The following is a 23,675-nucleotide window of genomic DNA, read 5'->3' as shown; positions in this document are numbered from 1 at the left end:
GTCAGCCCCTCCGCGGCACGAACCGGCCGCCCGCCGCGCCGAGCACGGACGTGCCGTCCCACACCTTGCGGCCGCGCAGATAGGTGGCGGCGACGCGCGCGGCGAAGGTCTCGCCGTCATAGGGGCTCCAGTTGAGCCCGTCCCGTGTCGTCGAGGCGTCGAAACGCCAGGCGCCCGGCGCGAGCACGGCGACATCGGCGTCGAAGCCGGGTTCGAGCGCGCCCTTCACGCCCCACAGGCCGAACAGCCGGGCGGGCTTCTCCGCCACTTCGAGCGCCAGCCGCTCGGCCGGCCGGTCGGTGCGGGCGAGGAGGTCGGTGTAGAAGGAGGGCACCAGCGTCTCGAGCCCCGGAATGCCGGCGCCGGCGTCGAAGATCGACGGGACGAGCTTGTTGTCGACCGGCCAGCTCGAATGATCGGACGAGACGAGCGCGAAGCGGTCGGCCGCGAGGCTCCGCCACAGCGCGTCGACGACGCCCGCGCGGATCGGCGGGCTCACCTTCATGCGGGCGCCGAGCCGGGCCGTGTCGCGCGCCGCGTCGAAATGCAGATAGTGGACGCACATCTCGCCGGTCGCCCGCACGCCCTCCTCGCGATAGCGCGCGACGAGCTCGTAGCCGAGCGGATGGGAGAGATGGACGATGTGGACATGCGCGCCGGTCGCCCGGCCGAGCTCGAGGAAATGCGCGGTCGCGGCGAGCTCGGCGGCGAGCGGCCGGCTCGGCTCGTGCCATTCGGGCGTCGTCTTCCCCGCCGCCTTCAGGGCCGCGATCGCGCCGCGGACGATCTCCTGATCCTCATTGTGCAGCCCGACCGGCAGGCCGGTCGGCACCGAGGCGGCGAGGATGGCGCGCGTCTCGTCGGCCGGCAGGCGCGGAAAGCGCACCGGATGGCTCTCGAAGCTCGAGATCTTGAAGGCGCAGACGCCGGCCGCGGCGAGCGCCGCCATCTCGCCCGTGCCCTGGCCGGGCGCGACCGTCGCATAGAGCGCGACGTCGCAGGCCGACAGGCTCTCGACCGCCGCGACCTTCGCCTCCAGCCTCGCGACCGTGTCGAGCGGGTCGGGATTGTCATAGGGCATGTCGACCATCGTGGTCACCCCGCCGGCGAGCGCCGAGCGGCTCGTCGCCGCGAAGCCGGACAGGCCGCGATAGCTCGTCGCATGGGTCTGGCCGTCGACGAAGCCGGGGAAGAGGAGGGCGTCGCCGAAATCCTCTTCGGCCCTTGCCGGCGGCGGAGCGCCGGCGCCGATCGCGGCGATCCGCTCGCCCGACACGGCGATCCAGCCGCCGGGCGTCGGGCCGGCGGGGCGGACGAGCGTGCCCCTGAGCACGAGATCGAAGGCCATTCCCGTCACGCCGCCCTGCCGTAGCCGAGGGCGAGGAAGCCGAGCGCGCGCGCCACCGCCGCCTGGGTCGGGTCGATCACCGGCAGGCCGAGCGCGGCCTCGATCGCCGCGCGGTGCCCGCCCATGCTGGCGCAGCCGAGGATCAGCACGTCGGCACCGTCCTCGTCGCGGAGCCGCGTGCCGACCGCGACGATGCGCTCGACGACGCCCGCCCCCGCCATCTCGGTGACGCCGACGCCGAGCGGCCGGTCGCCGGCGAGCCGGTCGGCGAGGCCGAGGCTGCGGACATGGCGCATGTGGCGCGGGATCGAGCCGGCCTTGATCGCCACGATGCCGAAGCGCCGGCCGAGGCCGAGGGCGAGATGGAAGGCCGATTCGGCGATGCCGAACACCGGCCTGGAGAGGTTTTCGCGGGCGAGCGCGAGGCCCGGATCGGAGAAGCAGCCGATCACATAGGCGTCGGCCGGCTCCGCCTCGAAGCGGCGGGCGATCGGCAGCACGACGCGCTCGACGTGCTCCTGCGTCTCGATGCCGGGCGGGCCTTCGGCGAGCGTGCCACAGACGATCTCCGGCCCGCCGGCCGTACGCAGCCGGTCGAGCGCGGCGTCCATCTCGGCGGTGACGCCGATCGAGCTGTTCGGATTGAGAACGAAGATGCGCGCCATCGCTCGGAGACCCTTTTCTTGATGATCGACGCGGCCGGCGTCAGACGGTCCGGGCCATGCCGGCAAAGGCCTGGGCGACGACGAGACGGCTGCGCAGGAGCACCATCTGCCGCCAGTCCGGCGTGTCGGGGTGATAGAAGCGGCGGAGCGCCGCCTTGATCCGCCGCGTCTCCTCGGACGCCCAGTCGGGCGTGCCATGGGCGTGCAGCCAGTGATCGGCGCGCAGCGCCGCCATGCCCTCGTCGGGCGGATAGGTGCCGAATTCGAGCGCCACGAAGCTCAGCCGCTCGGCGCCGATCGCCGCCGCCCAGGCATATTGGCTGAGGCCGGCGATCGGCAGCGAGGCGGAGCGGCCGAGCATCGGCTCGCCGAGGCTGTCGCCATACCAGGCGCGGCAGCGCGCCTGGCCGCTCTCGCCCGGGCGATGGCCGCAGATCGGCTCGCCATAGCCGAACGGGCCGAGCCCGGTGTGGAAATCGATCACCGCGACGTTGCGGCGGCCGGCGAGGCGGAAATCGGCGGCGATCCGCCCGATCGTGCGGCGCGACCAGGTCGGCGCCGTGCCGCCGTAGAAAATGCCTTCCGGATGGCTGTACTGGCCGCTCGACCGCGCCTCCTCGAGGCGCACCGGGCCATGCTCGGCGCGGTAGGCCTCGATCCGCCGGTCGGCCGCGGCGAGCGTCGCCGCGTCGAGCGTTTCGGGCACGAAGGCGGTGGCGAGCGCGTCATAGCCGGGATTGGCGGGGAGCGGCGCCGCGAAATCGATGCAGTTGCGGTTGAGGTCGACGCCCTCCTCGGTGGTGCGCCGCAGCCAGGCGAAGCCGTGCGGATTGAGGGCGTGGACGATCAGCACCGCGGTGTCGGGGGGAAGCCGTGCCGGTCCGCCGGTCAGGAGCCAGTCGGCCTGCGCCCCCGAGCCGCAAAAACCCTCGACGCCGTGCGTCGCCGAGACGAGCACGAGCACGTCGGCCGCCGCCTCGGGCCCGAACCAGTGGGCCTCGGTGGCGAGCCGCTCGCCCTGCGGCCCCTCGTGCGGATTGTCGTAGCGGATCGCGGTCGACGGCCACAGCCCGGCGAGCGCGGCGATCTTCGTCCGCGCGCTCGCATAGTCGGGCGAAAACGCCGCCCCGTCCTCGAGAATCACGCCGGCGATCACGGCTCTCTCCATCACGCCCGAGCCGTGGACCGACGCCCTCGAAACATCACTCGGATGAACGGAGAAATATCACATCATATAAATGTCGCAAGCGGGGGGATGGAGCGGGCGAGAGCCTTGTTCACCTTGGGAGGAAAGAGCTGTGGTGCGCGCGAGGTCGCCCCGGCGAACGGGCCTTGCACAGCGTTTGACCGGACTCGAAACAAAAAAGCCGCCTCGCGGCGGCTTCTTTGTCAATCCCTCGATTCATCGAGAGAATTTGGAGCGGGCGATGGGATTCGAACCCACGACCCCAACCTTGGCAAAATTGGGGACAGGGTTTTCTGGGGTTTTCCTCAGTTGGACTGACTTGTAAAAGTCAATATTATTCAGTGAGTTATTGATACTCGCCTTTCTGACATGGTATGAGATTTTCCGTCAAGGTGGTCACCAGGTGGTCACCAATTTCGATGGTGTCGGCCGATCGAAAGGCACGGAAATGACGAAGGAAAATGCCGTAAGGCTTACAAAAAAGGTAGTCGATGGCATCGTCTCGAACGATGAGCGTCGTTTCGTTTGGGATAGTGAGCTATCCGGGTTTGGTGTCCGAGCAGACCCCAGCGGATCAAAGACGTTCATCATCAGATACCGCGCCAATGGCGGCGGGCGGAACGCTCCCAAGCGGTTTCAGACGGTCGGCCGCTATGGAAATTTGACCGTCGACGAGGCACGCAAGAAGGCGAAGATTCTGCTCGGCGCAGCCGCGAAAGGTGAGGATCCTGCCGGCGAGCTTCAGACAAAGCGTCGCGAAATGCTGATGGCCGAGCTGGTCGACCTTTATGACGAAGAAGGCTGCTTCGTTCAGCGCGGCATTCGGCAGGGCGAGCCCATGAAGCCCCGCACCAAGGCTTACACGATCGCGCGTCTACGACACCATGTTGTGCCGCTGCTCGGACGAAAGCGTGTGTCGGAGGTTGGCGCGGGCGAGATCGAACGCTTCGTGCGGGATGTGACCAACGGCAAGACCGCCAAGGATGAGAAAATCGGGTTCCGCAAACGCATCATCGTTCGCGGCGGCGAGGGAGCCGCACGGAAGGTCGTAAAGGATCTCTCCGCCGTTTTTAGCTTTGCTGTGCGGCGCAAGATCGTGTCTTCCAATCCTTGCGACATCGCTGCTGTGAAAAAAACCGACAACAGGCGCGATAGGTATTTGACGCTCGAGGAGATCGGCCGTCTCGGCAGGGCATTCGACGCGCTGGAACAGGAGGGCGTCAACGCCAAAGCATTGAACATTGCACGCCTGTGGGCATTGACCGGCTGTCGTCGCGACGAGATTGCCGCGCTGCGATGGAATGAGGTGAGTTTCGAGCACGGCCTTCTCGTTTTGGACGACAGCAAGACTGGAAAGTCCATTCGGCCGCTTGGCGCGGCTGCAATCGTGCTGCTGCGTGGCATGACAAGGAAGCCGGGTTCCGACTTCGTATTCCCGGCGGAACGGGGAGATGGCCATTTTCAGGGAACAAAGGGCGTTTGGACTAAGGTTGTCGCGAAAGCGGAACTACCTGGCGTTACCCCCCATACGCTGAGGCATACGATGGGGTCCACCGCCGTCTCCTATGGCGAGGGTTTGCCCCTGACAGGAGCCATCCTTGGCCATGCTAATGCACGCTCGACGGCTATCTACGCGCATGTGCAACATGATCCTTCGCGTCGTGCGGCTACTCGGATTTCGGGAAAGATTGCTGAGGCACTGGCGGGAAAGAACGAGACACCGGCTCAGAGCGGGCAATCGGGTGCATATGAACACCAGACCATAGAAAGTGAAGTTGCCTAGCCTGGTTGTCATGGCGCTTCTCCTTTCGCTGGCTGTTTCCTCGCGTCCAGCTTCCGATCGAAGCTGCGCATGACGCTCCTCACCGAAAGAAGACGTATTTCGTGAGGGCAGCGATCACCAGCACCAAGACGAGGATGCCGATCAGGCCGGCAAGGCCCATGCCCCATCCCATGGATCCCATCATGTCGTGCATCATTGGAACCTCCTCTCATTTGGCGGCAGCCTTGAGGCCGGCTGGCCCCTGTTCGATTGCCCTCTCGTCGGCGGTGACGGTCCGCGGCAACCGCCAGCCTTTGATCAGTCCATAGACAGCGGGGATCACGACCAGCGTCAGCACCGTCGACGACACCATGCCGCCTATCATCGGCACCGCAATGCGTTGCATCACTTCCGAGCCCGTGCCGGTGCTCCACAGGATCGGGACGAGCCCGGCCGTAATGGCGATGACCGTCATCATCTTCGGCCGGACGCGCTCTACAGCTCCGAGCATGATCGCCTGGTAGAGGTCGGTCCGGGTGAAAGGCCGCCCTTCCGCCACCCGCTCGGCCTTCAGCTCCGCCATCGCCTGTTCGAGATAGATCAGCATGATGACGCCGGTCTCGGCGGCGACGCCGGCAAGCGCGATGAAGCCGACCGCCACGGCAACAGACATGTTGAAGCCGAGCCACCACATCAGCCAGATGCCGCCGACCAGCGCGAAGGGCAGCGATAGCATGACGATGAGCGTTTCCGTCAGGGCCCGGAAGTTGAGGTAAAGCAGCAGGAAAATGACCAGCAGCGTCACCGGCACGACGATCTTCAGCCGCGCTTCGGCGCGCTGCAGATATTCGAACTGGCCGCTCCACGAGACGTAGGTTCCGGGCGGCAGCTTGACCTCGTTCGCCACCGCCGCTTGAGCCTCCGCGACATAGCCGCCAAGGTCGCGGCCGGCGATATCGACGAAGACATAGACCGCGAGCTGGCCGTTCTCGGTGCGGATCGAGGTCGCGCCGCGCGTCAGCTCGACCTTGGCGACTTCGCCGAGCGGCACCGTGCCGCCGCCCGGCAGCGGCACCTGCACGTCGCGGGCGATCGATTGCGGATCGCTCCGGAAGTCGCGCGGATAGCGGATGGTCACGCCATAGCGCTCGCGCCCCTCCACCGTGGTCGTCACCGTCTCGGCCCCGAGCGCGGTCGCGATCACGCTCTGGACGTCGCCGACGGCCAGGCCGTAGCGGCCGAGCGTTTCCCGGTCCGGCACGATGTCGAGATAGTAGCCGCCGATCACCCGCTCGGCATAGGCGCTGGACGTGCCCCGCACGGACCGCAGCACCCGCTCGATCTCGCGGGCACTCTGTTCCATCTGGCTGAGATCGGTGCCGAACACCTTGACGCCGACCGGCGTACGAATGCCGGTGGCAAGCATGTCGATGCGAGCGCGGATCGGCATCGTCCAGGCATTGGAGACACCTGGGAACTGCAACGCCTGGTCCATCTCGGCCTTCAGGCTGTCGATGGTGACGCCGGGCCGCCATTCGCTCTTCGGCTTCAGATTGATGATGGTCTCGAACATCTCGGTCGGGGCCGGATCGGTCGCGGTCAATGCTCGCCCCGCTTTGCCATAGACCGAGGCCACCTCCGGGAAGCTCTTGATGATCCGGTCCTGCACCTGCAGTAGCTCGGCGGCCTTGGTGATGGAGATACCCGGCAAGGTGGTCGGCATATACATCAACGTGCCTTCGTCGAGATTCGGCATGAACTCCGAACCGAGCTGGCGCGCCGGCCAGAGCGTCACCCCGAGCACGATGAGGGCGATGAGGATGGTGAGCGTCTTCGCCTTGAGCACGCCGCTTATGACCGGCCGGTAGACCCAGATCAGGAAGCGGTTGATCGGGTTCCTGTGCTCCGGGATGATCCGGCCGCGCACGAAGACGACCATCAAAGCCGGCACCAGCGTCACCGACAGAAGGGCCGAGGCTGCCATGGCGAAGGTCTTGGTGAAGGCGAGCGGGCCGAACATCCGGCCTTCCTGCGATTCCAGCGTGAAGATCGGCAGGAAGGAGACGGTGATGACGAGCAGGCTGAAGAACAGCGCCGGACCGACCTGGCTCGCCGCCTCGATCAGGATCTCGACCCGCGGCTTGTCCGGTGACGCGCGCTCCAGATGCTTGTGGGCGTTCTCGATCATCACGATGGCGGCGTCGATCATGGCGCCCACCGCGATGGCGATGCCGCCCAGGCTCATGATGTTGGAGCCGAGCCCGATCGCCTTCATCGCCGCGAACGCCATCAATATGCCGACCGGCAGCATCAGGATCGCGACCAACGCGCTGCGCAGATGCAGCAGGAACACCACGCAGACCAGCGCGACGATGATGCTCTCCTCGATCAGCGTCCCCTTCAGCGTCTCGATCGCCCGGTCGATCAATCCGGAGCGATCATAGACCGGGACGATCTCGGCGCCTTTCGGCAGGCTGGAGGCGATCTCGGCGAGCCGTGCCTTGACGTTCTCGATCACCGTCAACGCATTGGCGCCGAAGCGCTGCAGCACGATGCCGCTGGCGACTTCGCCCTCGCCATTGAGCTCGGTGATGCCGCGCCGCTCGTCCGGTCCGATCTCGACGCGGGCGACATCCTTCACCCGCAGCGACACGCCGCGGTCGGTCTTCAGCACCACGTTCTCGATATCGGCGACGCTGCGGAGATAGCCCCTGCCGCGCACCATGAACTCGAACTCGGAGAGCTCGACGGTGCGCCCGCCGACATCGGTGTTGCTCGCCTTTACGGCGTCGCGCACCTTGTCGAGCGGGATGCCCAGCGCCCGCAGCCGGTTCGGATCGACCACGATCGAATATTGCTTCACGAAGCCGCCGACGCTGGCGACCTCGGCAACGCCCTCCGCCTTGGAGGCGCCGAAGCGGATCACCCAATCCTGCAGCGAGCGCAGCTCGGCAAGCGTCATCTCCTTGGCGACGACGGCGTATTGGTAGATCCAGCCGACACCGGTCGCATCCGGCCCGAGGGTCGGGGTGACGCCCGCCGGCAGGCGCTGCGCGGCGGCGTTGAGATATTCCAGCACGCGGCTCCGTGCCCAATAAGGATCGGTGCCATCCTCGAAGATCACATAGACGAAGGAGACGCCGAAGAAGGAGAAGCCGCGCACCACCTTCGATTTCGGCACTGTCAGCATGGACGTGGTGAGCGGATAGGTGACCTGGTCCTCGACCACCTGCGGGGCCTGGCCGGGATAGTCGGTGTAGACGATCACCTGCACGTCGGAGAGGTCGGGGATGGCGTCGAGCGGCAGCGTCTTCAGTGCATAAAGCCCGGCAGCGACGGCGAAGGCCGTACCGACAAAAACCAGCACGAGGTTGCGGGCGGACCAGCCGATGAGGCGGGCGATCATGGCTGTGCCTTCGCAGGTGTCAGGCCGCGCAGCGCCGCCTTCAGATTACTCTCGGCGTCGATCAGGAAATTAGCCGCGACCACGACTCGGTCGCCCTCGGCGAGGCCGTCGCGGATCTCGGTGAAGCCTTCGCCGCGCAAGCCGATCTTCACCGCGCGCGGCTCGAACCGGCCTTCGCCGCGGTCGAGGATCACCACTTGCCTTGTGCCGGTGTCGATGACGGCGTCGTCCGGCACGGCGACGACTGGAGCGGCAGCGCCGGTGCCGATCTCTACCTCGGCGTACATGTTGGGCAGCAGCGCGCCGTCGGGATTGGCGATCTCGATCCGCACTTTTGTGGCCCGCGTGGCTTCGCCGACCTGCGGGTAGATCAGCGACACGCGGCCACTGAGGCTGCGTCCCGGTAGGCTCCGCACCCCTATCGTGACCGGCGCGCCAAGCCGAACGGCCCCAAGATCGAACTCCGGCACATCCGCCAGCACCCAAATGGTCGAGATGTCGGCAAGGCGGAACAGCACATCGCCCGGCGCCGCTTTCATACCGTCGACGACATTGCGTTCGAGCACGATGCCATCGCTCGGCGCCCGCCAGATCATCGACAGCGGCACCTTGCGGGTGCGCTCAATGTCGGCGATCGCCTCGGGCGGGAGGCCGAGATTCTCCAGGCGTTGGCGGGCGCCTCCGAGAGCGCTATCGCGGCCGCCGCTATTGAGATCGGTGAGGAGTTGGGCGCCGGCGGTGGCGATATCCGGCGCATAGATCCGGAGCAGCATCTGGCCCTTCGTCACCCGGTCGCCCGTGGTGACGTCCGCCACCTCGTTGATGAAAGCGTCGCTCCGCGTTGCAACCACGGAGACGCGCCGCTCGTCGAGCTGGACCATTCCCGGCACCCGCACCAGCCTGCCGACGACACGCCGCCCGACCAGCTCCGAACGCACGCCCGTCCGCTGCAGCTTGCCGAGCGAGACCTTCACGACCGTACCGTCGTCGTCCTCGCCCTCGTGGACGGGGATGTAGTCCATCCCCATCGAGTCCTTCTTCGGCACCGGCGAGGTATCCGGCAGACCCATTGGATTGCGGTAGTAGAGGACGCGCCGCGGGCTCGCCACCTCGGCCATCACTGGCGGCTTGTCCTCGAAGCTCACGTCCTCGCCGGCGCGAACGGCGCGGAATGCCCGGCCGTCCTCGGTCTGGCGCGGGGTCGCCGAATAGGCGGGCTTGCCGTCGGGATCCTGATAATAGATCACGGTTCCCGTGCCGGTCGGTTCGGCCACCGCCGGAATGCCTGCGGCATCGAACAACTCGCGAAGGCCGGGCGCGGGTAGACCCCGAACGCCGGCCCAATAGCCTCCGACCCCCGCCGCCGATATGGCGGCGAGGGCGAGGCCCGTAAGGGCGATCCGTTTCATGGCGTGGCCTTGAGGACCAGCTTGTTCTCGATCGTGCCGGTCTCACCCTGGATCTTGGCGCCGAGCGAAAGGCGCCAGCCGCCAGCCATCATCAGATTGGCCTTGAAGCGATAGACACCCGGCTCGGTCGACGGGAGAGCCTCGATCGGCGCTACCATCGTCTCCATGCCGTCAGGCGCCATGTCGATTCGGGTCGCGAAGATCACCGCGTCGGGAACCGCCTTGCCGGATCGTTTGTCGACGAGCCGGACAGCGACGATGGCGCCGTTGCCCTGCTTGATGTCCGTCTGAACGAGCCGGAACTCGTAGTCCGTGATGTCGGCACGCGCCGTCGAGAGGGCCGCCACGGAAAGCGCGGCCGCGAGCGCCGCCACAGCGGCGCGCTTCATAGAAGAAGTTGTCATGGTCTGAAAATCCCAGATTGATCGGAGCACCGTGCGCATGGCCCGGCGTTGCGCGGCCTACGGCCACGCGCTCTCGGCCGCCCGAGTCTCGCTGGGGCGGCACGAACCGGCGCGCAAACGCCGGCGATGTTCTAGGTTCGCGGAGGTCGAGCCGGAGGCTCTATCGAGAGTGCATCGCCCATGGCGTCACTGCCGGGGCGGATGGCATCGCCCTCGGCCCGCAGAACGAAAGCCAGGCTTGAGAGCATCGGCCCGACCGAGAAGCACTTGGCCATGCACAATGCCATCAATGGGCAGGTCTTCTGGCAGTCCGGAACGGCCGGCTTGTCTGGGCAGCATGGCATGTCGTCCGGCATCGCGGACATGGACATATCGGAGGCCGCCGCCATCGCGGGGCCGCTCACCGGCGCGGTGAACGGTCCGGCAATGAGCCCCACGATCGCAAGGATCGGGAGCAACCTGCGTAGCCAAGGGGCGACCTTCATGCAGCGCAACATGTCATAGGCGACGCATTTTGGGAACGCGAGCAGCGGTACGGAGTTGTCACAGGTTCGTGGCAGATGGACGTCACTGCCATTCTCAGGATGAGGACGTGCATCGCGAACGCACGCGGCCGGCGAAGAAAAGGCATCGGAACCGCCGTCGCCGGATCACATGTCGGGGATGGTCACACGGAGCGAAGCAGGATCCCCACCAGCGGTAGCCGCAAGCGCAAAGAGACCATGCCATACGAAGAGAGCTGGGAGCGTGGCCGCTCGACGGAATCCGCAACAGGTTCTTCGGCGAAGCGCCGCAACGGCGAAGCTACCGGGCTCAATCACGGAACTAGCCGGAGAGACGAACCACCGACGGATGGCGGATTCACATCGCCGGTAAGCCCAAACAGTAGATTGTCGAGTTCTGCCTCAGGGATATCCAAGCGGGCCGCAACGTGCCGGCGCGTCACGCCTTCCCGCCAAAGTTCGGTAAGGACACGCTGCCATATTGCAGATCGCTCCGGTGGAAGGCCGTCAGGCTCGTTGACGCCGAACCGCTTGTTTATCTGGATGCAGAATGTCCGGTAGTTCCAATCGGAGATCCGGCCGATCCGGTGGAGGCGATGCGCAAGCGCAGCGACGGATACGCCCCACCGCCTCTTTGCGAGCACCAATTGATCGAGGCTTCGGACGAATGGGATCGTCGCCACGACGTCGTCGTGAGGCATCAGGAACGACGATGCAAACGCATGTGCCTCGAGTTCGGCAGCGCGCCCTTGATTGGGACCACCATGCTTGTGCAAGACAAGGTGCGCCAGCTCATGAGCAGCGTCGAACCGACTGCGCTCCGTGGTCTTGAAGGTGTTGAGGAAGACATACGGCTCGCCATCGTGCCAACAGGAAAAGGCATCCACATTCTTCGTGTTCTCGGCCAGCGAGAAGACGCGGACGCCCTTCGTCTCAAGCAGCTTGATCATATGCGAGATCGGCCGTTCGCCGATCGCCCAATGCTGGCGCAGCGCACGTGCGGCTCCAGCGGGATCGCGTTCATGGCTGAGGTCGAGCAGGTCTGGCTGCGGCAGAACGAACCGTTCCCGCACCCAGGCTGACATCTCGAAGGCCAGTGAGCCAGCCGCGAGCGCCGCATCGCGCTCTCGCGCCGACATCGCCGTGAGGCTCCGGAAGCTGGCGGCATCAGCGCTGATCGGTGCCGCGTCGTCCCGGAAGAAGAACTCCCGCGGGAATCCCAGCGCGCGCACCAAGCCGTCGACCGTGTCTTCATCCGGAACCTGCTGCCCGTTGACGACACGCGACAGGGTGACCGGCGATATGCCGGCTTGCTCGGCGAGGGCCTTGGCGGTCAACCGCTGCCGCTTCCGCGCGAGCTCCATTCTGCCAATGTTGAACATGGCCTAGCGACGCAGAACAGCAGGCTCGAACTCGATGCCATCCGGACGATCGCTATCAAGGATGGCATCCGCCGGCCATTCACCACCACCGAGGATGAAGATGCGCTCGATAAAGCCCTCGAAATTGCCGCCGGAAATACCTGAAGGCAGCGACAGCTCGGCGCGGACATCATCACCTTGAACCGACACGCAGAAGAACCATACGCCGGTCCGGAGTTCCGCCAGCCCCTGATCCCGCACCGCTGACATCTCTTCCTCGGGGAACAGCCCGGCCTGTCCCACCGCAATGATACGGTCGGCGCCGGAGCCTTTCCCGGAAACCGCTTGCGGCTTGTGCAACTTGTCGGCGGCAAGGTCGACACTTTGATAGACCACCTTGAGGGGGCTATCCGGATGCTTGACGGATTCGACGTTGTTCTCGCGATAATTGACCCAGCCGATTGCCCGGAAAAGTTGCCGCACATATCGGGTGCCGTAGATGTAGGCGAGCAGCCCCTCCGCAGAAGCGGGATCATCGGCGATCGCGTCGGCACGCGCAGCGACCACGCCGCGCACGACCTCAAGCAGCGCCTGGCGCGTGACACCGAACTCGGCGAGGCGAGCATCGACTTCAGGATGATCGGCAAGCACACGAACCGCAGCCATCGAATCACTCCCACGATAATTTTCATCGCCTCATTTGTGGAGGAAAAAATTATCGCGCGCAACTGTCTTAGTTGGGTGGTTGGACCCGGGGGATGGCCGAAAGAGGGAGGCCGTCGAGAATATCATAATACCAGGCAGTCCTGGCTACAGCCGACGCCGATGCACGCGTTGAGCTGGTCGTTCACGAAAGATAGCGGCTTCAGGTACCGGCCCTCGCTGCACCACCTCCCGATGGGGGTGCAGCGGAGCGCGTTCGATCGCGGAGATCATCCCCGCGAAGGAGAGGGCGGCTAATGATCGTGATGATCGCGCCGGTGAACGGCTTCCCGGTTTCAGCCGACGCCCTCATAAGCGACGAACGTCATCATGCCGGTCGCCATGTGGTACAGGTGGTGGCAGTGGAGTGGCCAGCGTCCGGGATTGTCCGCGTCGAAGGCAACGGTCACGCGAGCCATCGGCGGGAGGAGAATAGTGTCGCGCAGCGCACCGCCGAGCGTCTTGCCGTTAACGCCGACCACCTGGAATGCGTGGCCGTGCAGATGCATCGGGTGAGCCATCATCGACATGTTCGTCAATGCGAGCTCAACGCGCTCTCCCCGCTTGATCCGTAGCGCGTCGCCTCCTCCGATACCCCAGCTATAGTCCGCCATATTGCCGGTGAGGGTGAGCGCGAAGCGGCGGTCGGCGGGACGCTGCGCGAGCGGTTCTATGGCGCGCAGCCTCTGCTCGAGGCCGAGCCCGAGCACGGGTCCCTTGGCCTCTCCGAGCTCCGGAATCTTGCCGACGACCGCGCCGGCGGATGCCAGGATGATTCCCGCTCGTTCGGCGCCACCCTCCCGAAGGGCGAGGATCGGATGCGACCCGCCCGCCTTCGGCAGCGCCAACCGGATATCCAAGCGCTGGCCCATGGAAATCGGGAAGGACCGGCCGGCGACCGGCTGAACGGCTTGGCCGTCGACCGCGATGAGTTCACCATCCAGACTTCCGGTATTGATGGTGAAGGCGGTCGCCGTCGCGCCATTTATGATCCGCAGGCGCACCCGGCCGCCCTTGTCGACGGCGACGACCTCGGGGTCGTCCAGCGTGCGGTCATTGGCGAGGTAGGCATCATAGTCGATATCGTTGAGGTCCATCGCCATGCCCGGCATGCTTTGCATCTGGCCCATCGCGCCGGAGGCCATCATGCCCGCCATTCCCTTCATCGCGTCGCTTTGGCCCATCGCGCCGTGATCCATCGGCATGGCGCCGGCGGAGCTTGCCTTGAGCTTGGCGAGCAGCTCCTCCGCGGGCGTGAACGAGAAATCATGCAGCAGGATCACCACCTCCTGCTCGTCCCGCTGCCGGTCGGCGGCGGTCCGCACGATCAGCGGCGCCGCCAGCAGATTCTGCTCCTGCAGCGTATGAGCGTGCATCCAGTGGGTGCCTCCGGTGCCGACCGGGAAGGTGTAGCGGCGCGTTTCGGAGGGTCCCAGAAGCGCAGCGGGATTGTCCGGCACGCCGTCCATCGTCCAGGGCGGTGTCAGGCCATGCCAATGGATCAGGGTCGGCTCACCAATCCGGTTGGAGAGCGCGACGTCGAAGCTGCTCCCGGCATCCAGCGCCAGGCCCAATGTGCCGTCGGTCTGGGCAAGCCCGAACACGCGCGCTGCCTTGCCATTGACCTCGATGGTCCGACTGACCACGCCGAGCGGGCGCGGTATGGCGTTTGACGCGGGCGGAGTGGCGTCGGGTGCCGTCTGCGCCCAGGCGTTGATTGGATGAAAGGCAGCTGAGGTGCCGAATACGGCCGCTCCGGCCATCATCCGGTTGAGAAAATGACGACGATTCATGGTGTGGGTCCTTGTTCCCTTGCCGGTAGCAGGCCGGCTGACTGATCATGCGAATGCGCATTGAGCGACCTGATGCCCACGGAGCATCAGGTCAGGTCCGATCAGGCACGGGTTCGGGGAGGACCGAGGGTGGGTGGAAACGCCACGCCGGTGACGATCTCGTCACGCTGTGCGTAACGCGCAGTGAGCACGATGCGCTGCGGGACAGTCGCATCTGGCGCGGCAAGGGCCACAACACAGGATGCGCATACGCTGCTGCAACAGAGCGCATGGTCGACGGCGTGAAAATGACCTTGGAGACCATCGCCGCTGATGACGGCCCGAAGCTGCCCGCTTTCCACGACGGTTGTTTGCTCGTGGCGAACAAGGTCATGACACGGCATGGCCTGTGCGCTGGCGACAGGGGCAACGAGCAGCGCGATCGCGACCAGAAAGGCCAGCAACGCTCTCATCCATCCGATCGTCTGCAACCCGACGCTCATGCCTGACCCCTGCCTCCTCAAGAAGGCACCCTCCGCACAATTCCACCTTGATCCACATCAATGGCCTCTGTGAGGTGTTCTCGCGTCACGAGAACGTGTCCCTTCGCGAGGCCTTTGGGCTGGGGCCGCCGATTCTGTCCCGGCGCATGTCTCATTCGGCCGCGAGTTGGCCGGCAACAGACTCCGACCTCACCGCCGCAGCGTTCGACGCCAGCCCCCATCCCTTGACTAGGCCGTAGATCGCCGGAATGACGATCAGCGTCAGCAGGGTCGAGAAACCATGCCGCGGATCATCGGCACGGCGATCCGCTGCATGATCTCGGAGCCGGCTCCTGTGCTCCACAGGATCGGGATCAGGCCCGCCATGATGGCAACCACGGTCATCATCTTGGGCCGCACGCGCTCGACGGCGCCCTCCATGATGGCGTGATGGAGGTCGGCGCGCGTCAGGCTCCGGCCTGTTGCCGTGATCTTCGTGCCAACTTCGTTCCAAACGCGGTCGAGGTAGATCAGCATGACCCCGCTGGTTTCCGCCGTCATACCCCCGTTGTTATGTCGCTACCGGCAGGTGCGGCGACGGGGCGGCGATCGCCAGGATTGAGAGCAGTCGAAAAAGCCAAGACTGGATCGTCATATCCTAAATCTCACAATATCTTGATCGGTGGAAGAGCATCGCGTTCACGTTCTTGGCAGAGTCGGCAGCAATGACGGCCGTCGTCACGTCAAAGTCACGTGGAAAGTTGTTTCTTCATCCTGAGCCGTCTAACACGTCGTATTCACGGGCTGACGTTCCACAGCGGAAGCCTTGCGGGGAAAATTGGTGCGACTGCCGAACACCAGCCTCGGGGTTTTTTCATATGAGGCCAAATTGGTCCTTGCCATTTCGCGGCGTCACCCGTAGTTTGCAATGCGATATGATGCCTTCGCTTCGCTCATTCGTGATTCTTCTGACCGTGCTCGCCTTTTCGGTGGCAAGCACGGGTTGGGGCATTGCGAGCGGCTTGATGGCGTCGAGCGGTGGGAAAGGGCACCACGCGCCGATCGAAGCCAGCCATTCTAGCGGATCGCATGAGCACGGCGACAGCGACTTGGCCCAGAATTCCGCTTGTCTGGAAGCGGACGGCCCAGCCTGCGCTGCTAAGCATCAACACAGCGACACATCGAGTTCCTGCTGCGCTATGGCCTGCCACACTGCAATTCCGGCTAGCGCATGCGCCATGGTCGTTATCGCCTTCGAGCGGACCATCGATCATCCGTCGCTTGAGGCGGGTGTAAAGGGATCGTCCGCGACGCGCCTTGAACGCCCGCCGAGATCCGCCGACGTCTGATCGTCGGCCGACTCCCTTCACGACCTCTGATCGCTGACGGACAAGATCCGTCTCCGTTTCTGTCTTCGGGTTTCTGCCGACGGCTTTTGCTGCTGCGTCTCCGCAGCCGCTGAAGATCGCTGTTCGATGCCGCGCGGCCATGCCGCTCGGGCCGACTGGGCCGATTCCGAGGATCTCCATGAAACCTGTCTTCCTGACGGCCTTCGCCGTCGTCCTGTCCGCATGTTCCGGACCACCTTTGATTGAGGTGGGTCCCAGCCCGTCCGACGCGAGTTCGAGCGTGAAGCCATTGCGCTACGCGCCCGTCACCGCGGGAACGGTCGACTACCGTCCGGTCGATCCGAAACCCTGGATTGAACGCAATGAGCGCGTCGCTCCCAAGACGGGGGGCGAATGATGGTGCTCACAATCGACAGCCAGGCGAAGCCTCTTCCTGCACCGCCTTGGAGGCGGCTCGTCGCGATCGGCGCCGTCGCCGCGACGCTGGGTGGCTGCGTAACATTCACGCCGGATGGTGGCATGAGCCCGGTGTCGGCGGAGGTCTCGGCCGCGATCGGCAAGGACACCGTGAAGATCGCATCATCGGCCGAGGCGTCAGCGGTCCAAAGCCGCGTCAATGCGCTCTTGACCAAACCCCTGACCGCGGACGGCGCCGTTCAGCTCGCGCTCATCAACAACCGGGGTCTTCAGGCCGAGTACAATGCGCTCGGCATTTCCGAGGCCGCCTTCGTCGAGGCCAGCCTGCCGCCCAATCCGGTCATCGGGGTCGAGCGACTCTCCACCGGCGGCTCGCTGGATATCGAACGTCGCGTGATCGCCAATATCCTGGCGCTCCTGACACTTCCGGCCCGCAGCGATATCGCCAGGACGCAGTTCGAAGCCGCTCGACAGAAGGCGATCGAGGCAACCTTCCGCACCGCCGCGGAGACACGCCGTGCCTACTACCGCGCCGTGGCTTCGCGGCAGACGGCGTCGTTCCTCGAACAGGCGCGGGTCTCGGCCGACGCAGCCGCCGACCTCACGCGCAAGCTCGGAGAGACCGGCGCCGCGAAGAAACTCGACCAGGCCCGAGCAAGTGCCTTCTACGCCGAGGTGTCCAACGAGCTTGCCCAGGCTCGATTGAGGGTCGGCACGGATCGCGAGGCGCTGACCCGCATGCTCGGCCTGTGGGGGCCCGACGTCGACTACAGATTGCCGGGGCAACTCCCGGGCATGCCCCGCATCCAGACGGCACAACAGGTCGAAGTCGATGCCATTCGAAAGCGGGTCGATCTCATCGCGGCACGCCTCGAGCTCGACGCCATGGCCAAGACCCTTGGGCTGACCGAGGCGACGCGGTTCATCTCCATGCTCGATGGTGGCTGGCGCGGCAACTACGAGCGATCAACCGTGGACGGCGTGCGGGAGAGCTCGTCCCCGCGCGGCTTCGAACTTGAAATCCAGATCCCGATCTTCGACGGCGGCGAAGTCAATGTGCGCCGATCGCAGGAGACTTACATGCAGGCGGTCAACCGCCTGATGGAGAAAGCAGTGAACGTGCGCTCGGAAGCGCGCGCGGCCTATCTCACCTATCGCGGCAGCTACGACATTGCCCGCCAGTATCAGAACAGCATTCTGCCGCTGCGCCGGACGATCAACGAGCAGGCCCTGCTCGAATACAACGGCATGCTGATCGACGTCTTCGAGCTTCTGACGACGGCGCGGGAAAGCATCGCCACCAACGTCGCGGCAATCGCCGCCAAGCGCGACTTCTTCATCGCCACCGTGGACTTCGAGACCGCGATCATCGGCGGAGGCAGCTCAGCCGGTTCGGCCGAGGGCTCCGTCGTAACCGCGGCCGCCGAAGGCGGGAACTGACCGGAAAAGGGAGACCATCATGACGATCTCACGTCGAAATTTCCTCGGCGCCTCCGGTGGCATGGCGCTGATCAGCGCAAGCGCGGTCTCAGGCCGCGCCCAGGCGGCTGCGATCCCCGAAGCCGCAACCATGAAGGAATCGGTCATGCAGCCACCGCTCGTTCCGACGAGCGGGCCGGACTATCAGCCCGTCGTCACGCTCAACGGCTGGACCCTGCCGTGGCGCATGAACGGCGACTGGAAGGAATTCCATCTCGTCGCCGAGCCGGTGGTGCGCGAGTTCTCGCCCGGCATGGTCGGCCACCTGTGGGGCTATAACGGCCAGTCGCCAGGACCGACCATCGAGGCGGTCGAGGGCGACAAGGTCCGCATCTTCGTCACCAACAAGCTGCCGGAGCACACCACCATCCATTGGCACGGGCAGTTGCTGCCCTGCGGCATGGACGGGGTCGGCGGGCTGACCCAACCGCACATCAGGCCAGGCAAGACCTTCGTCTACGAATTCCAGCTCCAGAAGAGCGGCACGTTCATGTACCACCCCCATGCCGACGAGATGGTCCAGATGGCCATGGGCATGATGGGCTTCTTTGTGGTGCATCCGAAGGACCCCGCCTTCCGGCGCGTCGACCGCGACTTCGTGTTCCTGATGGCGGCCTACGACATCGATCCCGGCACCTATGTGCCGAAGGTCGCCGAGATGACCGACTTCAACATGTGGACCTGGAACAGCCGGGTTTTCCCCGGCATCGACCACATCGTCGCCGGCAAAGGTGAGAAAGTCCGCATCCGGTTCGGTAATCTCACCATGACGAACCACCCCATCCACATGCACGGCTACGACTTCAAGGTGTCGTGCACGGACGGCGGCTGGGTGCCGGAGGCGGCGGCCTGGCCGGAGGTCACCATCGATTGCGCCGTCGGACAGATGCGCGCTTTCGATTTCGTCGCCGACAAGCCCGGCGATTGGGCGATCCACTGCCACAAGTCGCACCACACCATGAACGCCATGGGTCACGACGTGCGCAACTTCATCGGCGTCGACAAGAAGGAGTTTGCCAAGAAGGTCCGCAAGCTGGTGCCGGACTACATGCCGATGGGCACCGCCGGCATGGCCGACATGGGCGAGATGGAAATGCCGCTGCCCGACAACACCCTGCCGATGATGACGGGCTTCGCCCAGTTCGGGGCGGTCGAGATGGGCGGCATGTTCTCGGTCGTCAAGGTGCGCGAGGGGCTCGCATCCGGCGACTACAAGGATCCGGGCTGGTTCAAGCACCCGGAAGGGACGGTCGCCTTCGAGTGGAAGGGCGAACCGAAAAAAGCCGAACGCAAGCCTCCCGCCGCGTTCGACAAGACGAAAACTGCCGAGTTCACCGTCGTGAAACCCGGCAAAAAATCCCCCCATGGCAATCATTGAGAAGGATTTCTACGTGCAACCACGATTCCTGATCGCCGCGCTTGCGGCCCTTACTCTGTCGACCGCAGCGCTGGCCGACGCTGGTCATTCCCACGGGGATGACCGGGCCTATGGCGAACCCGGAGATCCCAAGAAACCAGCACGCACCATCCAAATCACCATGCGCGAAGCGGACGGGAAGATGGTGTTCATCCCGAACAAGATCGACATCCGCAAGGGCGAGCAGGTCAAGTTCGCCATCCGCAACAATGGTGAGCTCGATCACGAGATCGTCGTCGGCACGCTCGACGAAAACCTCAAGCACATGGCCGAGATGATGAAGAACCCGGACATGGAGCATGACGATCCCAACGCCAAGCGCCTGGCCCCGAAGAAGACCGGCGACATCGTCTGGAAATTCACCAAGGCCGGGGAGTTCGACTTCTCCTGCCTCATCCCCGGTCATCGGGAAGCCGGGATGTCCGGCACCATCATCGTCAAGTAGTTGCACCGAACAAAGGAGCATAGACATGCGCAAACTGATGATAGCAGCAGCGATCTCCGCGTTCTCGACCGTCGCCTTGGCGCAAACCGCGCCGGTCGACGGGCAGATCACCAAGATCGACCAGGCCCAAGGCAAGGTCACGCTCAAGCATGGGCCGATCAAGAACCTCGACATGGACGGCATGACGATGGTGTTCGCCGTCGCCGACCCGGCCATGCTGAAAGCGGTCAAGGTGGGCGACAAGGTGAAGTTCGAGGCCGATCGGGTGAGCGGCCGACTGACGGTCACCAAGATCGACAAGTCGAAGTAACATCTCGTTGTCTCGGGGAGCGCCGCAGCGCTCCCCGTCCGCCGGAGGATTGCCCGATGAACATGGACCGCAGACGCATGCTCCTGCTCGCGGGCGCGACACTGTTCGCGCCGGCGGCTGCCAGGGCCGCTGGCCAACCTCTGGTCACGGTCTACAAGGACCCGTCCTGCAGCTGCTGCAGCGCTTGGGCCGACCACATCGCGAAGGCCGGCTTTCCCACGAAGATCGTCGAGGAGCCGAGGATCAACGCGATCAAAGTTCGCTTTGGGATTCCGTCGGCGCTCTGGTCCTGCCACACGGCCGAGGTCGAGAACTTCCTTCTCGAGGGCCACGTTCCGGCCGCGGCTTTGGCCCGGCTCTTGGCTGCCCGGCCGTCCGTGCGCGGAGTTGCTGTTGCCGGCATGCCGGTGGGATCACCCGGCATGGACGTCGCCGGAATGGAACCCGAGACCTACGACGTGATGGCTTTTGGTTCCGAACCGCCGAGCGTGTTCATGCGCTTCCGCGGCGCCAGCCCGATTCCAAGTTGAGCGCACAGCCATGGACGAACGATCGGAGAGCATTCGGAAGGCGCTGCCGATTAGTGGCATTGTCGCGATGTATGTGGACAGCACGGCCTTCGCCCCAATCCATTGAGTTCTCACATGGCTGCTGCTCGCCGTCACGGTCGTTCATGTGAGCGCTGCCCTCTGGCATCATTTCGTCCAGCGCGACGAGGTTCTTCGTCGAATGGTCGTCGGCATGAAAAGAACGTGACCAGACGAATTTGCCTAGCGCACGCATGGAAGCGTGGGGCGAACTCTCTGTCCGAGAGCCGGCTTGTCTTCCCGAAATCGCTGGCCGCACGAGCTTTCACGATTCGGCCCGGCAAGCCGTGCCTGCTCGGCCGTTGGTGCACGACGCCAAATTGAGCTTCATCCATGACCTCTTGGCCCATCGGCGAACTTAACCTCGATCAAAGACATGCCTTGAGCAACCGGCGACCAAACAGGCGCGGCATGAAAGTGCGCCCACGTTGGGGGTGCGCAGGCCGAACTTCATCGATTCCGTAAGCACCACAATCTCCCGAAGGCCGCAACAAACAGCAGGATTGCGTAGAATGACCTCCGACCGGCCACATGCCCACGATCACAACGGTCATGCCGATCATGCTGGCAGCCTGCGGCAGGATGATCGTCACACCGATCCCACGATCGTGGCGGCAGCCGGTTCCAGTCATTCCGAGCATGCCGGGCATGATCATGGCGCGATGGTCGCCGACTTTCGGCGCCGTTTCTGGGTCACGCTCGTTCTCACGCCTCCGGTCTTGCTTCTGTCGCCGATGATCCAGCATTGGTTTGGCATCGCCGAGAAAATGGCATTTCCGGGCGACAGCATCGTCCTATTCGCGCTCTCGACCATCGCCTACGTCTATGGCGGGTGGCCATTCCTCACCGGTTTCACGTCCGAGCTGCGCAAGGGGCAGCCCGGGATGATGACCCTGATCGCCCTGGCGATCTCGGCGGCCTACTTCTTCTCGGCCGCCACCACTTTCGGCTTTCCGGGAGAGCCGTTCTATTGGGAACTCGTGACCTTGGTCGCGATCATGCTTCTCGGCCACTGGGTCGAGATGCGCTCCGTGATGGGTGCCTCGCGGGCGCTCGAGGAACTGGTCCGGCTGCTGCCCGATAGCGCTACGAAGATCGGCGCCGACGGCTCGATGCAAGAGGTTCCCATCTTCGCATTGCAGCCGGGGGATCGGGTTCTCGTACGCCCGGGCGCCAAGGTGCCCGTGGACGGGAAGATCATTGAGGGGTCATCCGGCTTCAACGAGGCGATGTTGACCGGCGAATCCCGCCCGGTTTCCAAGACGGTCGGCGCCACCGCCATTGGCGGCGCGATCAACGGCGCCAATGCCGTGACCATCGAGGTGACCGCTACGGGCGACGCTACCTATCTCGCCCAAGTCATCGATCTCGTGAAGAAGGCGCAGGCGACGCGCTCCAGAACGCAGGACATCGCCAACCGCGCCGCCTCATGGCTCACCTATATCGCTCTCGCCGTCGGCTTCGGCACGCTCTTCGTCTGGTGGCTGGTTCTCGGAGAGTCGCTCGAGTTCGCGCTTGAGCGCATGGTGACGGTTATGGTGGTCGCGTGCCCACATGCGCTCGGGCTTGCCGTTCCGCTCGTCGTCGCCGTCAGCACCTCGCTCAGCGCTGGGAACGGACTTCTGATCCGTGACCGCGCGGCCTTCGAACGCGCGCGCAATCTGAACGCTGTGGTCTTCGACAAGACCGGCACGTTGACGGAAGGCCGGTTTGGCGTCAGCGACATCGTGCTGCTCGCCGGCGGTGACGAGAACGAGGAACTCGCCCTCGCCGCAGCGGCCGAGAGCCAGTCCGAGCATCCGATCGCCCACGGCATCGTAGCCGAGGCGAGAGTTCGCAACTTGACCATCCCGAAGGCCAGCGAGGTCAGCAACATCACCGGCGAGGGCATCGTCGCAAAGGTCGATGGCGCCGACATCCGTATCGTGAGCCCCGGCCATCTCGCAAGGCAGGGCAAGGCGATCGGCCGCGATCGGCTCGACCAACTGGAAGCTCAGGGCAAGACGGTGGTCATCCTCGTCCGCGATGGCGAGCCGCGCGCCCTGTTCGCGCTGGCCGACATCGTCCGGCCGGAATCGAAGGCGGCCATCGCCGAACTGAAGTCGCTCGGCATCGACTCCGTGATGCTCACCGGCGACGCCACGGGGGTCGCGCAAGCGGTGTCGGAGGAACTTGGCATAGCCGAGTATTTCGCCGAGGTGCTGCCGAATCAGAAATCCGAGAAGATCGTGGAGTTGCAGGCGCGCGGACTGCAGGTTGCCATGGTTGGCGACGGCGTGAATGACGCGCCAGCGCTGGTTGTGGCCGATCTCGGGATCGCCATTGGCGCCGGCACCGACGTCGCGGTGGAATCCGCCGATGTCGTCTTGGTCAGGAGCGACCCGCGCGATGTAGCCGCGATCCTCGGCCTGTCACGCGCTACCTATCGCAAGATGGTGCAGAACCTGATCTGGGCGACCGGCTACAATGCAATCGCCATCCCGATGGCGGCTGGCATCACCTTCGGAACGGGCTTCCTGATGACCCCGGCCGTCGCCGCTGTCTTCATGTCCGCCAGCACCGTTATCGTCGCCATCAACGCGCAGTTCCTGCGTTTCTACAGGCGGCACAAATGAGGATGCGGCGCGGGATGTTTCGCTCGCTGCGGCGTGTATCTCCAAGGTTCCTATCG

General features: G+C 64.8%; 20 protein-coding genes and 1 pseudogene. 10 read left to right on the top strand and 11 right to left on the bottom strand.

Annotated elements, in window-relative coordinates:
• Position 1: 1 nt before the first annotated feature.
• From GGQ63_RS13790 to GGQ63_RS13780, 3 genes are read right to left on the bottom strand one after another with little or no spacing between them, the layout of a single operon-like run.
• Positions 2–1,348 (bottom strand): dihydroorotase, encoded by a 1,347-nt coding sequence (locus tag GGQ63_RS13790; RefSeq protein ID WP_183856798.1) that lies wholly within the window; start codon positions 1,346–1,348, stop codon positions 2–4.
• A gap of 5 nt (positions 1,349–1,353) precedes the next feature.
• On the bottom strand, positions 1,354–2,013 hold the full coding sequence (locus tag GGQ63_RS13785; protein WP_183856795.1) for an aspartate/glutamate racemase family protein: 660 nt from the start codon (positions 2,011–2,013) through the stop codon (positions 1,354–1,356).
• Between the two features lie 40 nt (positions 2,014–2,053).
• Complete coding sequence (locus GGQ63_RS13780) at positions 2,054–3,169, bottom strand: DUF2817 domain-containing protein (protein ID WP_183856793.1); 1,116 nt, start codon at positions 3,167–3,169, stop codon at positions 2,054–2,056.
• A 433-nt stretch (positions 3,170–3,602) separates the two neighbouring features.
• On the opposite strand from GGQ63_RS13780, the gene GGQ63_RS13775 reads away from it, so the two are divergent.
• Positions 3,603–4,982 carry a tyrosine-type recombinase/integrase gene (locus GGQ63_RS13775; protein ID WP_238123036.1) on the top strand — a complete coding sequence of 460 codons (1,380 nt, stop codon included), beginning with the start codon at positions 3,603–3,605 and terminating at the stop codon, positions 4,980–4,982.
• Positions 4,983–5,190: 208 nt separating this feature from the next.
• Here the strand turns inward: GGQ63_RS13775 and GGQ63_RS13770 are convergent, their stop codons facing one another.
• Genes GGQ63_RS13770 through GGQ63_RS13760 form a run of 3 tightly spaced genes read right to left on the bottom strand, consistent with a single transcriptional unit; the run spans position 5,191 to position 10,180 of the window.
• Positions 5,191–8,367 carry an efflux RND transporter permease subunit gene (locus tag GGQ63_RS13770; RefSeq protein WP_183856791.1) on the bottom strand — a complete coding sequence of 1,059 codons (3,177 nt, stop codon included), beginning with the start codon at positions 8,365–8,367 and terminating at the stop codon, positions 5,191–5,193.
• Positions 8,364–9,776 (bottom strand): efflux RND transporter periplasmic adaptor subunit, encoded by a 1,413-nt coding sequence (locus GGQ63_RS13765; RefSeq protein ID WP_183856789.1) that lies wholly within the window; start codon positions 9,774–9,776, stop codon positions 8,364–8,366. Before GGQ63_RS13765 ends, GGQ63_RS13770 begins: the two co-directional genes overlap by 4 nt.
• Complete coding sequence (locus GGQ63_RS13760) at positions 9,773–10,180, bottom strand: FixH family protein (RefSeq protein ID WP_183856989.1); 408 nt, start codon at positions 10,178–10,180, stop codon at positions 9,773–9,775. The genes GGQ63_RS13765 and GGQ63_RS13760 overlap by 4 nt, the downstream gene beginning before the upstream one ends.
• 180 nt (positions 10,181–10,360) lie before the next feature.
• Between GGQ63_RS13760 and GGQ63_RS13755 the strand changes: the two genes are divergently transcribed.
• Positions 10,361–10,684, top strand: coding sequence for a hypothetical protein (locus GGQ63_RS13755; protein WP_183856787.1), 324 nt, complete (start codon positions 10,361–10,363; stop codon positions 10,682–10,684).
• A gap of 313 nt (positions 10,685–10,997) precedes the next feature.
• On the opposite strand, the gene GGQ63_RS13750 is transcribed toward GGQ63_RS13755, so the two are convergent.
• The 5 genes and pseudogenes from GGQ63_RS13750 to GGQ63_RS13730 all read right to left on the bottom strand — a co-directional run.
• On the bottom strand, positions 10,998–12,047 hold the full coding sequence (locus GGQ63_RS13750) for a helix-turn-helix domain-containing protein (RefSeq protein WP_281380162.1): 1,050 nt from the start codon (positions 12,045–12,047) through the stop codon (positions 10,998–11,000).
• Between the two features lie 21 nt (positions 12,048–12,068).
• Positions 12,069–12,710: a hypothetical protein gene (locus tag GGQ63_RS13745; RefSeq protein ID WP_183856777.1), complete on the bottom strand. Its 642-nt coding sequence runs from the start codon at positions 12,708–12,710 to the stop codon at positions 12,069–12,071.
• A gap of 332 nt (positions 12,711–13,042) precedes the next feature.
• On the bottom strand, positions 13,043–14,539 hold the full coding sequence (locus GGQ63_RS13740; protein ID WP_183856775.1) for a multicopper oxidase family protein: 1,497 nt from the start codon (positions 14,537–14,539) through the stop codon (positions 13,043–13,045).
• A 101-nt stretch (positions 14,540–14,640) separates the two neighbouring features.
• Positions 14,641–15,021 (bottom strand): hypothetical protein, encoded by a 381-nt coding sequence (locus tag GGQ63_RS13735; protein WP_183856765.1) that lies wholly within the window; start codon positions 15,019–15,021, stop codon positions 14,641–14,643.
• A 151-nt stretch (positions 15,022–15,172) separates the two neighbouring features.
• Positions 15,173–15,564, bottom strand: a pseudogene (locus tag GGQ63_RS13730) (efflux RND transporter permease subunit); the annotation flags it as partial.
• A gap of 963 nt (positions 15,565–16,527) precedes the next feature.
• On the opposite strand from GGQ63_RS13730, the gene GGQ63_RS13725 reads away from it, so the two are divergent.
• The 8 genes from GGQ63_RS13725 (at position 16,528) to GGQ63_RS13690 (ending at position 23,619) form a co-directional block, all read left to right on the top strand.
• Positions 16,528–16,746 (top strand): hypothetical protein, encoded by a 219-nt coding sequence (locus tag GGQ63_RS13725; RefSeq protein ID WP_183856763.1) that lies wholly within the window; start codon positions 16,528–16,530, stop codon positions 16,744–16,746.
• Entirely contained in the window at positions 16,746–18,206 is a 1,461-nt protein-coding gene (locus GGQ63_RS13720) for a TolC family protein (protein WP_183856988.1), read from the top strand. Before GGQ63_RS13725 ends, GGQ63_RS13720 begins: the two co-directional genes overlap by 1 nt.
• A gap of 19 nt (positions 18,207–18,225) precedes the next feature.
• Positions 18,226–19,623, top strand: coding sequence for a multicopper oxidase family protein (locus GGQ63_RS13715; protein WP_183856760.1), 1,398 nt, complete (start codon positions 18,226–18,228; stop codon positions 19,621–19,623).
• On the top strand, positions 19,610–20,107 hold the full coding sequence (locus tag GGQ63_RS13710) for a cupredoxin domain-containing protein (protein ID WP_210308508.1): 498 nt from the start codon (positions 19,610–19,612) through the stop codon (positions 20,105–20,107). The genes GGQ63_RS13715 and GGQ63_RS13710 overlap by 14 nt, the downstream gene beginning before the upstream one ends.
• 25 nt (positions 20,108–20,132) lie before the next feature.
• Positions 20,133–20,417, top strand: a complete 285-nt coding sequence (locus GGQ63_RS13705) for a copper-binding protein (RefSeq protein ID WP_183856758.1) — start codon at positions 20,133–20,135, stop codon at positions 20,415–20,417.
• Between the two features lie 56 nt (positions 20,418–20,473).
• The gene (locus tag GGQ63_RS13700) at positions 20,474–20,947 is read left to right on the top strand and encodes a DUF411 domain-containing protein (RefSeq protein ID WP_183856756.1); all 474 of its coding nucleotides are present in this window, start codon (positions 20,474–20,476) and stop codon (positions 20,945–20,947) included.
• A gap of 118 nt (positions 20,948–21,065) precedes the next feature.
• Positions 21,066–21,173, top strand: coding sequence for a hypothetical protein (locus GGQ63_RS21855; protein ID WP_210308519.1), 108 nt, complete (start codon positions 21,066–21,068; stop codon positions 21,171–21,173).
• Between the two features lie 343 nt (positions 21,174–21,516).
• Entirely contained in the window at positions 21,517–23,619 is a 2,103-nt protein-coding gene (locus tag GGQ63_RS13690) for a heavy metal translocating P-type ATPase (RefSeq protein WP_238123034.1), read from the top strand.
• The last annotated feature ends 56 nt before the right edge of the window (positions 23,620–23,675 follow it).

Source organism: Prosthecomicrobium pneumaticum, from assembly GCF_014199915.1.
Taxonomy (GTDB): Bacteria; Pseudomonadota; Alphaproteobacteria; order Rhizobiales; family Kaistiaceae; genus Prosthecomicrobium; species Prosthecomicrobium pneumaticum.
Note: the sequence above shows the minus strand (reverse complement) of the source record. Positions and strands in the feature narration are given on the sequence as shown.

Excerpts from the sequence above, each read along its gene's own strand:
- GGQ63_RS13755 (WP_183856787.1), top strand. The coding sequence starts at position 10,361 with ATGGCGTCACTGCCGGGGCGGATGGCATCGCCCTCGGCCCGCAGAACG.
- GGQ63_RS13710 (WP_210308508.1), top strand. The coding sequence starts at position 19,610 with ATGGCAATCATTGAGAAGGATTTCTACGTGCAACCACGATTCCTGATC.
- GGQ63_RS13700 (WP_183856756.1), top strand. The coding sequence starts at position 20,474 with ATGAACATGGACCGCAGACGCATGCTCCTGCTCGCGGGCGCGACACTG.
- GGQ63_RS13790 (WP_183856798.1), bottom strand. The coding sequence starts at position 1,348 with ATGGCCTTCGATCTCGTGCTCAGGGGCACGCTCGTCCGCCCCGCCGGC.
- GGQ63_RS13785 (WP_183856795.1), bottom strand. The coding sequence starts at position 2,013 with ATGGCGCGCATCTTCGTTCTCAATCCGAACAGCTCGATCGGCGTCACC.
- GGQ63_RS13770 (WP_183856791.1), bottom strand. The coding sequence starts at position 8,367 with ATGATCGCCCGCCTCATCGGCTGGTCCGCCCGCAACCTCGTGCTGGTT.
- GGQ63_RS13725 (WP_183856763.1), top strand. The coding sequence starts at position 16,528 with ATGAAACCTGTCTTCCTGACGGCCTTCGCCGTCGTCCTGTCCGCATGT.
- GGQ63_RS13765 (WP_183856789.1), bottom strand. The coding sequence starts at position 9,776 with ATGAAACGGATCGCCCTTACGGGCCTCGCCCTCGCCGCCATATCGGCG.
- GGQ63_RS13715 (WP_183856760.1), top strand. The coding sequence starts at position 18,226 with ATGACGATCTCACGTCGAAATTTCCTCGGCGCCTCCGGTGGCATGGCG.
- GGQ63_RS13720 (WP_183856988.1), top strand. The coding sequence starts at position 16,746 with ATGGTGCTCACAATCGACAGCCAGGCGAAGCCTCTTCCTGCACCGCCT.
- GGQ63_RS13745 (WP_183856777.1), bottom strand. The coding sequence starts at position 12,710 with ATGGCTGCGGTTCGTGTGCTTGCCGATCATCCTGAAGTCGATGCTCGC.
- GGQ63_RS13690 (WP_238123034.1), top strand. The coding sequence starts at position 21,517 with ATGACCTCCGACCGGCCACATGCCCACGATCACAACGGTCATGCCGAT.
- GGQ63_RS13750 (WP_281380162.1), bottom strand. The coding sequence starts at position 12,047 with ATGGAGCTCGCGCGGAAGCGGCAGCGGTTGACCGCCAAGGCCCTCGCC.
- GGQ63_RS13740 (WP_183856775.1), bottom strand. The coding sequence starts at position 14,539 with ATGAATCGTCGTCATTTTCTCAACCGGATGATGGCCGGAGCGGCCGTA.
- GGQ63_RS13760 (WP_183856989.1), bottom strand. The coding sequence starts at position 10,180 with ATGACAACTTCTTCTATGAAGCGCGCCGCTGTGGCGGCGCTCGCGGCC.
- GGQ63_RS13705 (WP_183856758.1), top strand. The coding sequence starts at position 20,133 with ATGCGCAAACTGATGATAGCAGCAGCGATCTCCGCGTTCTCGACCGTC.
- GGQ63_RS13735 (WP_183856765.1), bottom strand. The coding sequence starts at position 15,021 with ATGAGCGTCGGGTTGCAGACGATCGGATGGATGAGAGCGTTGCTGGCC.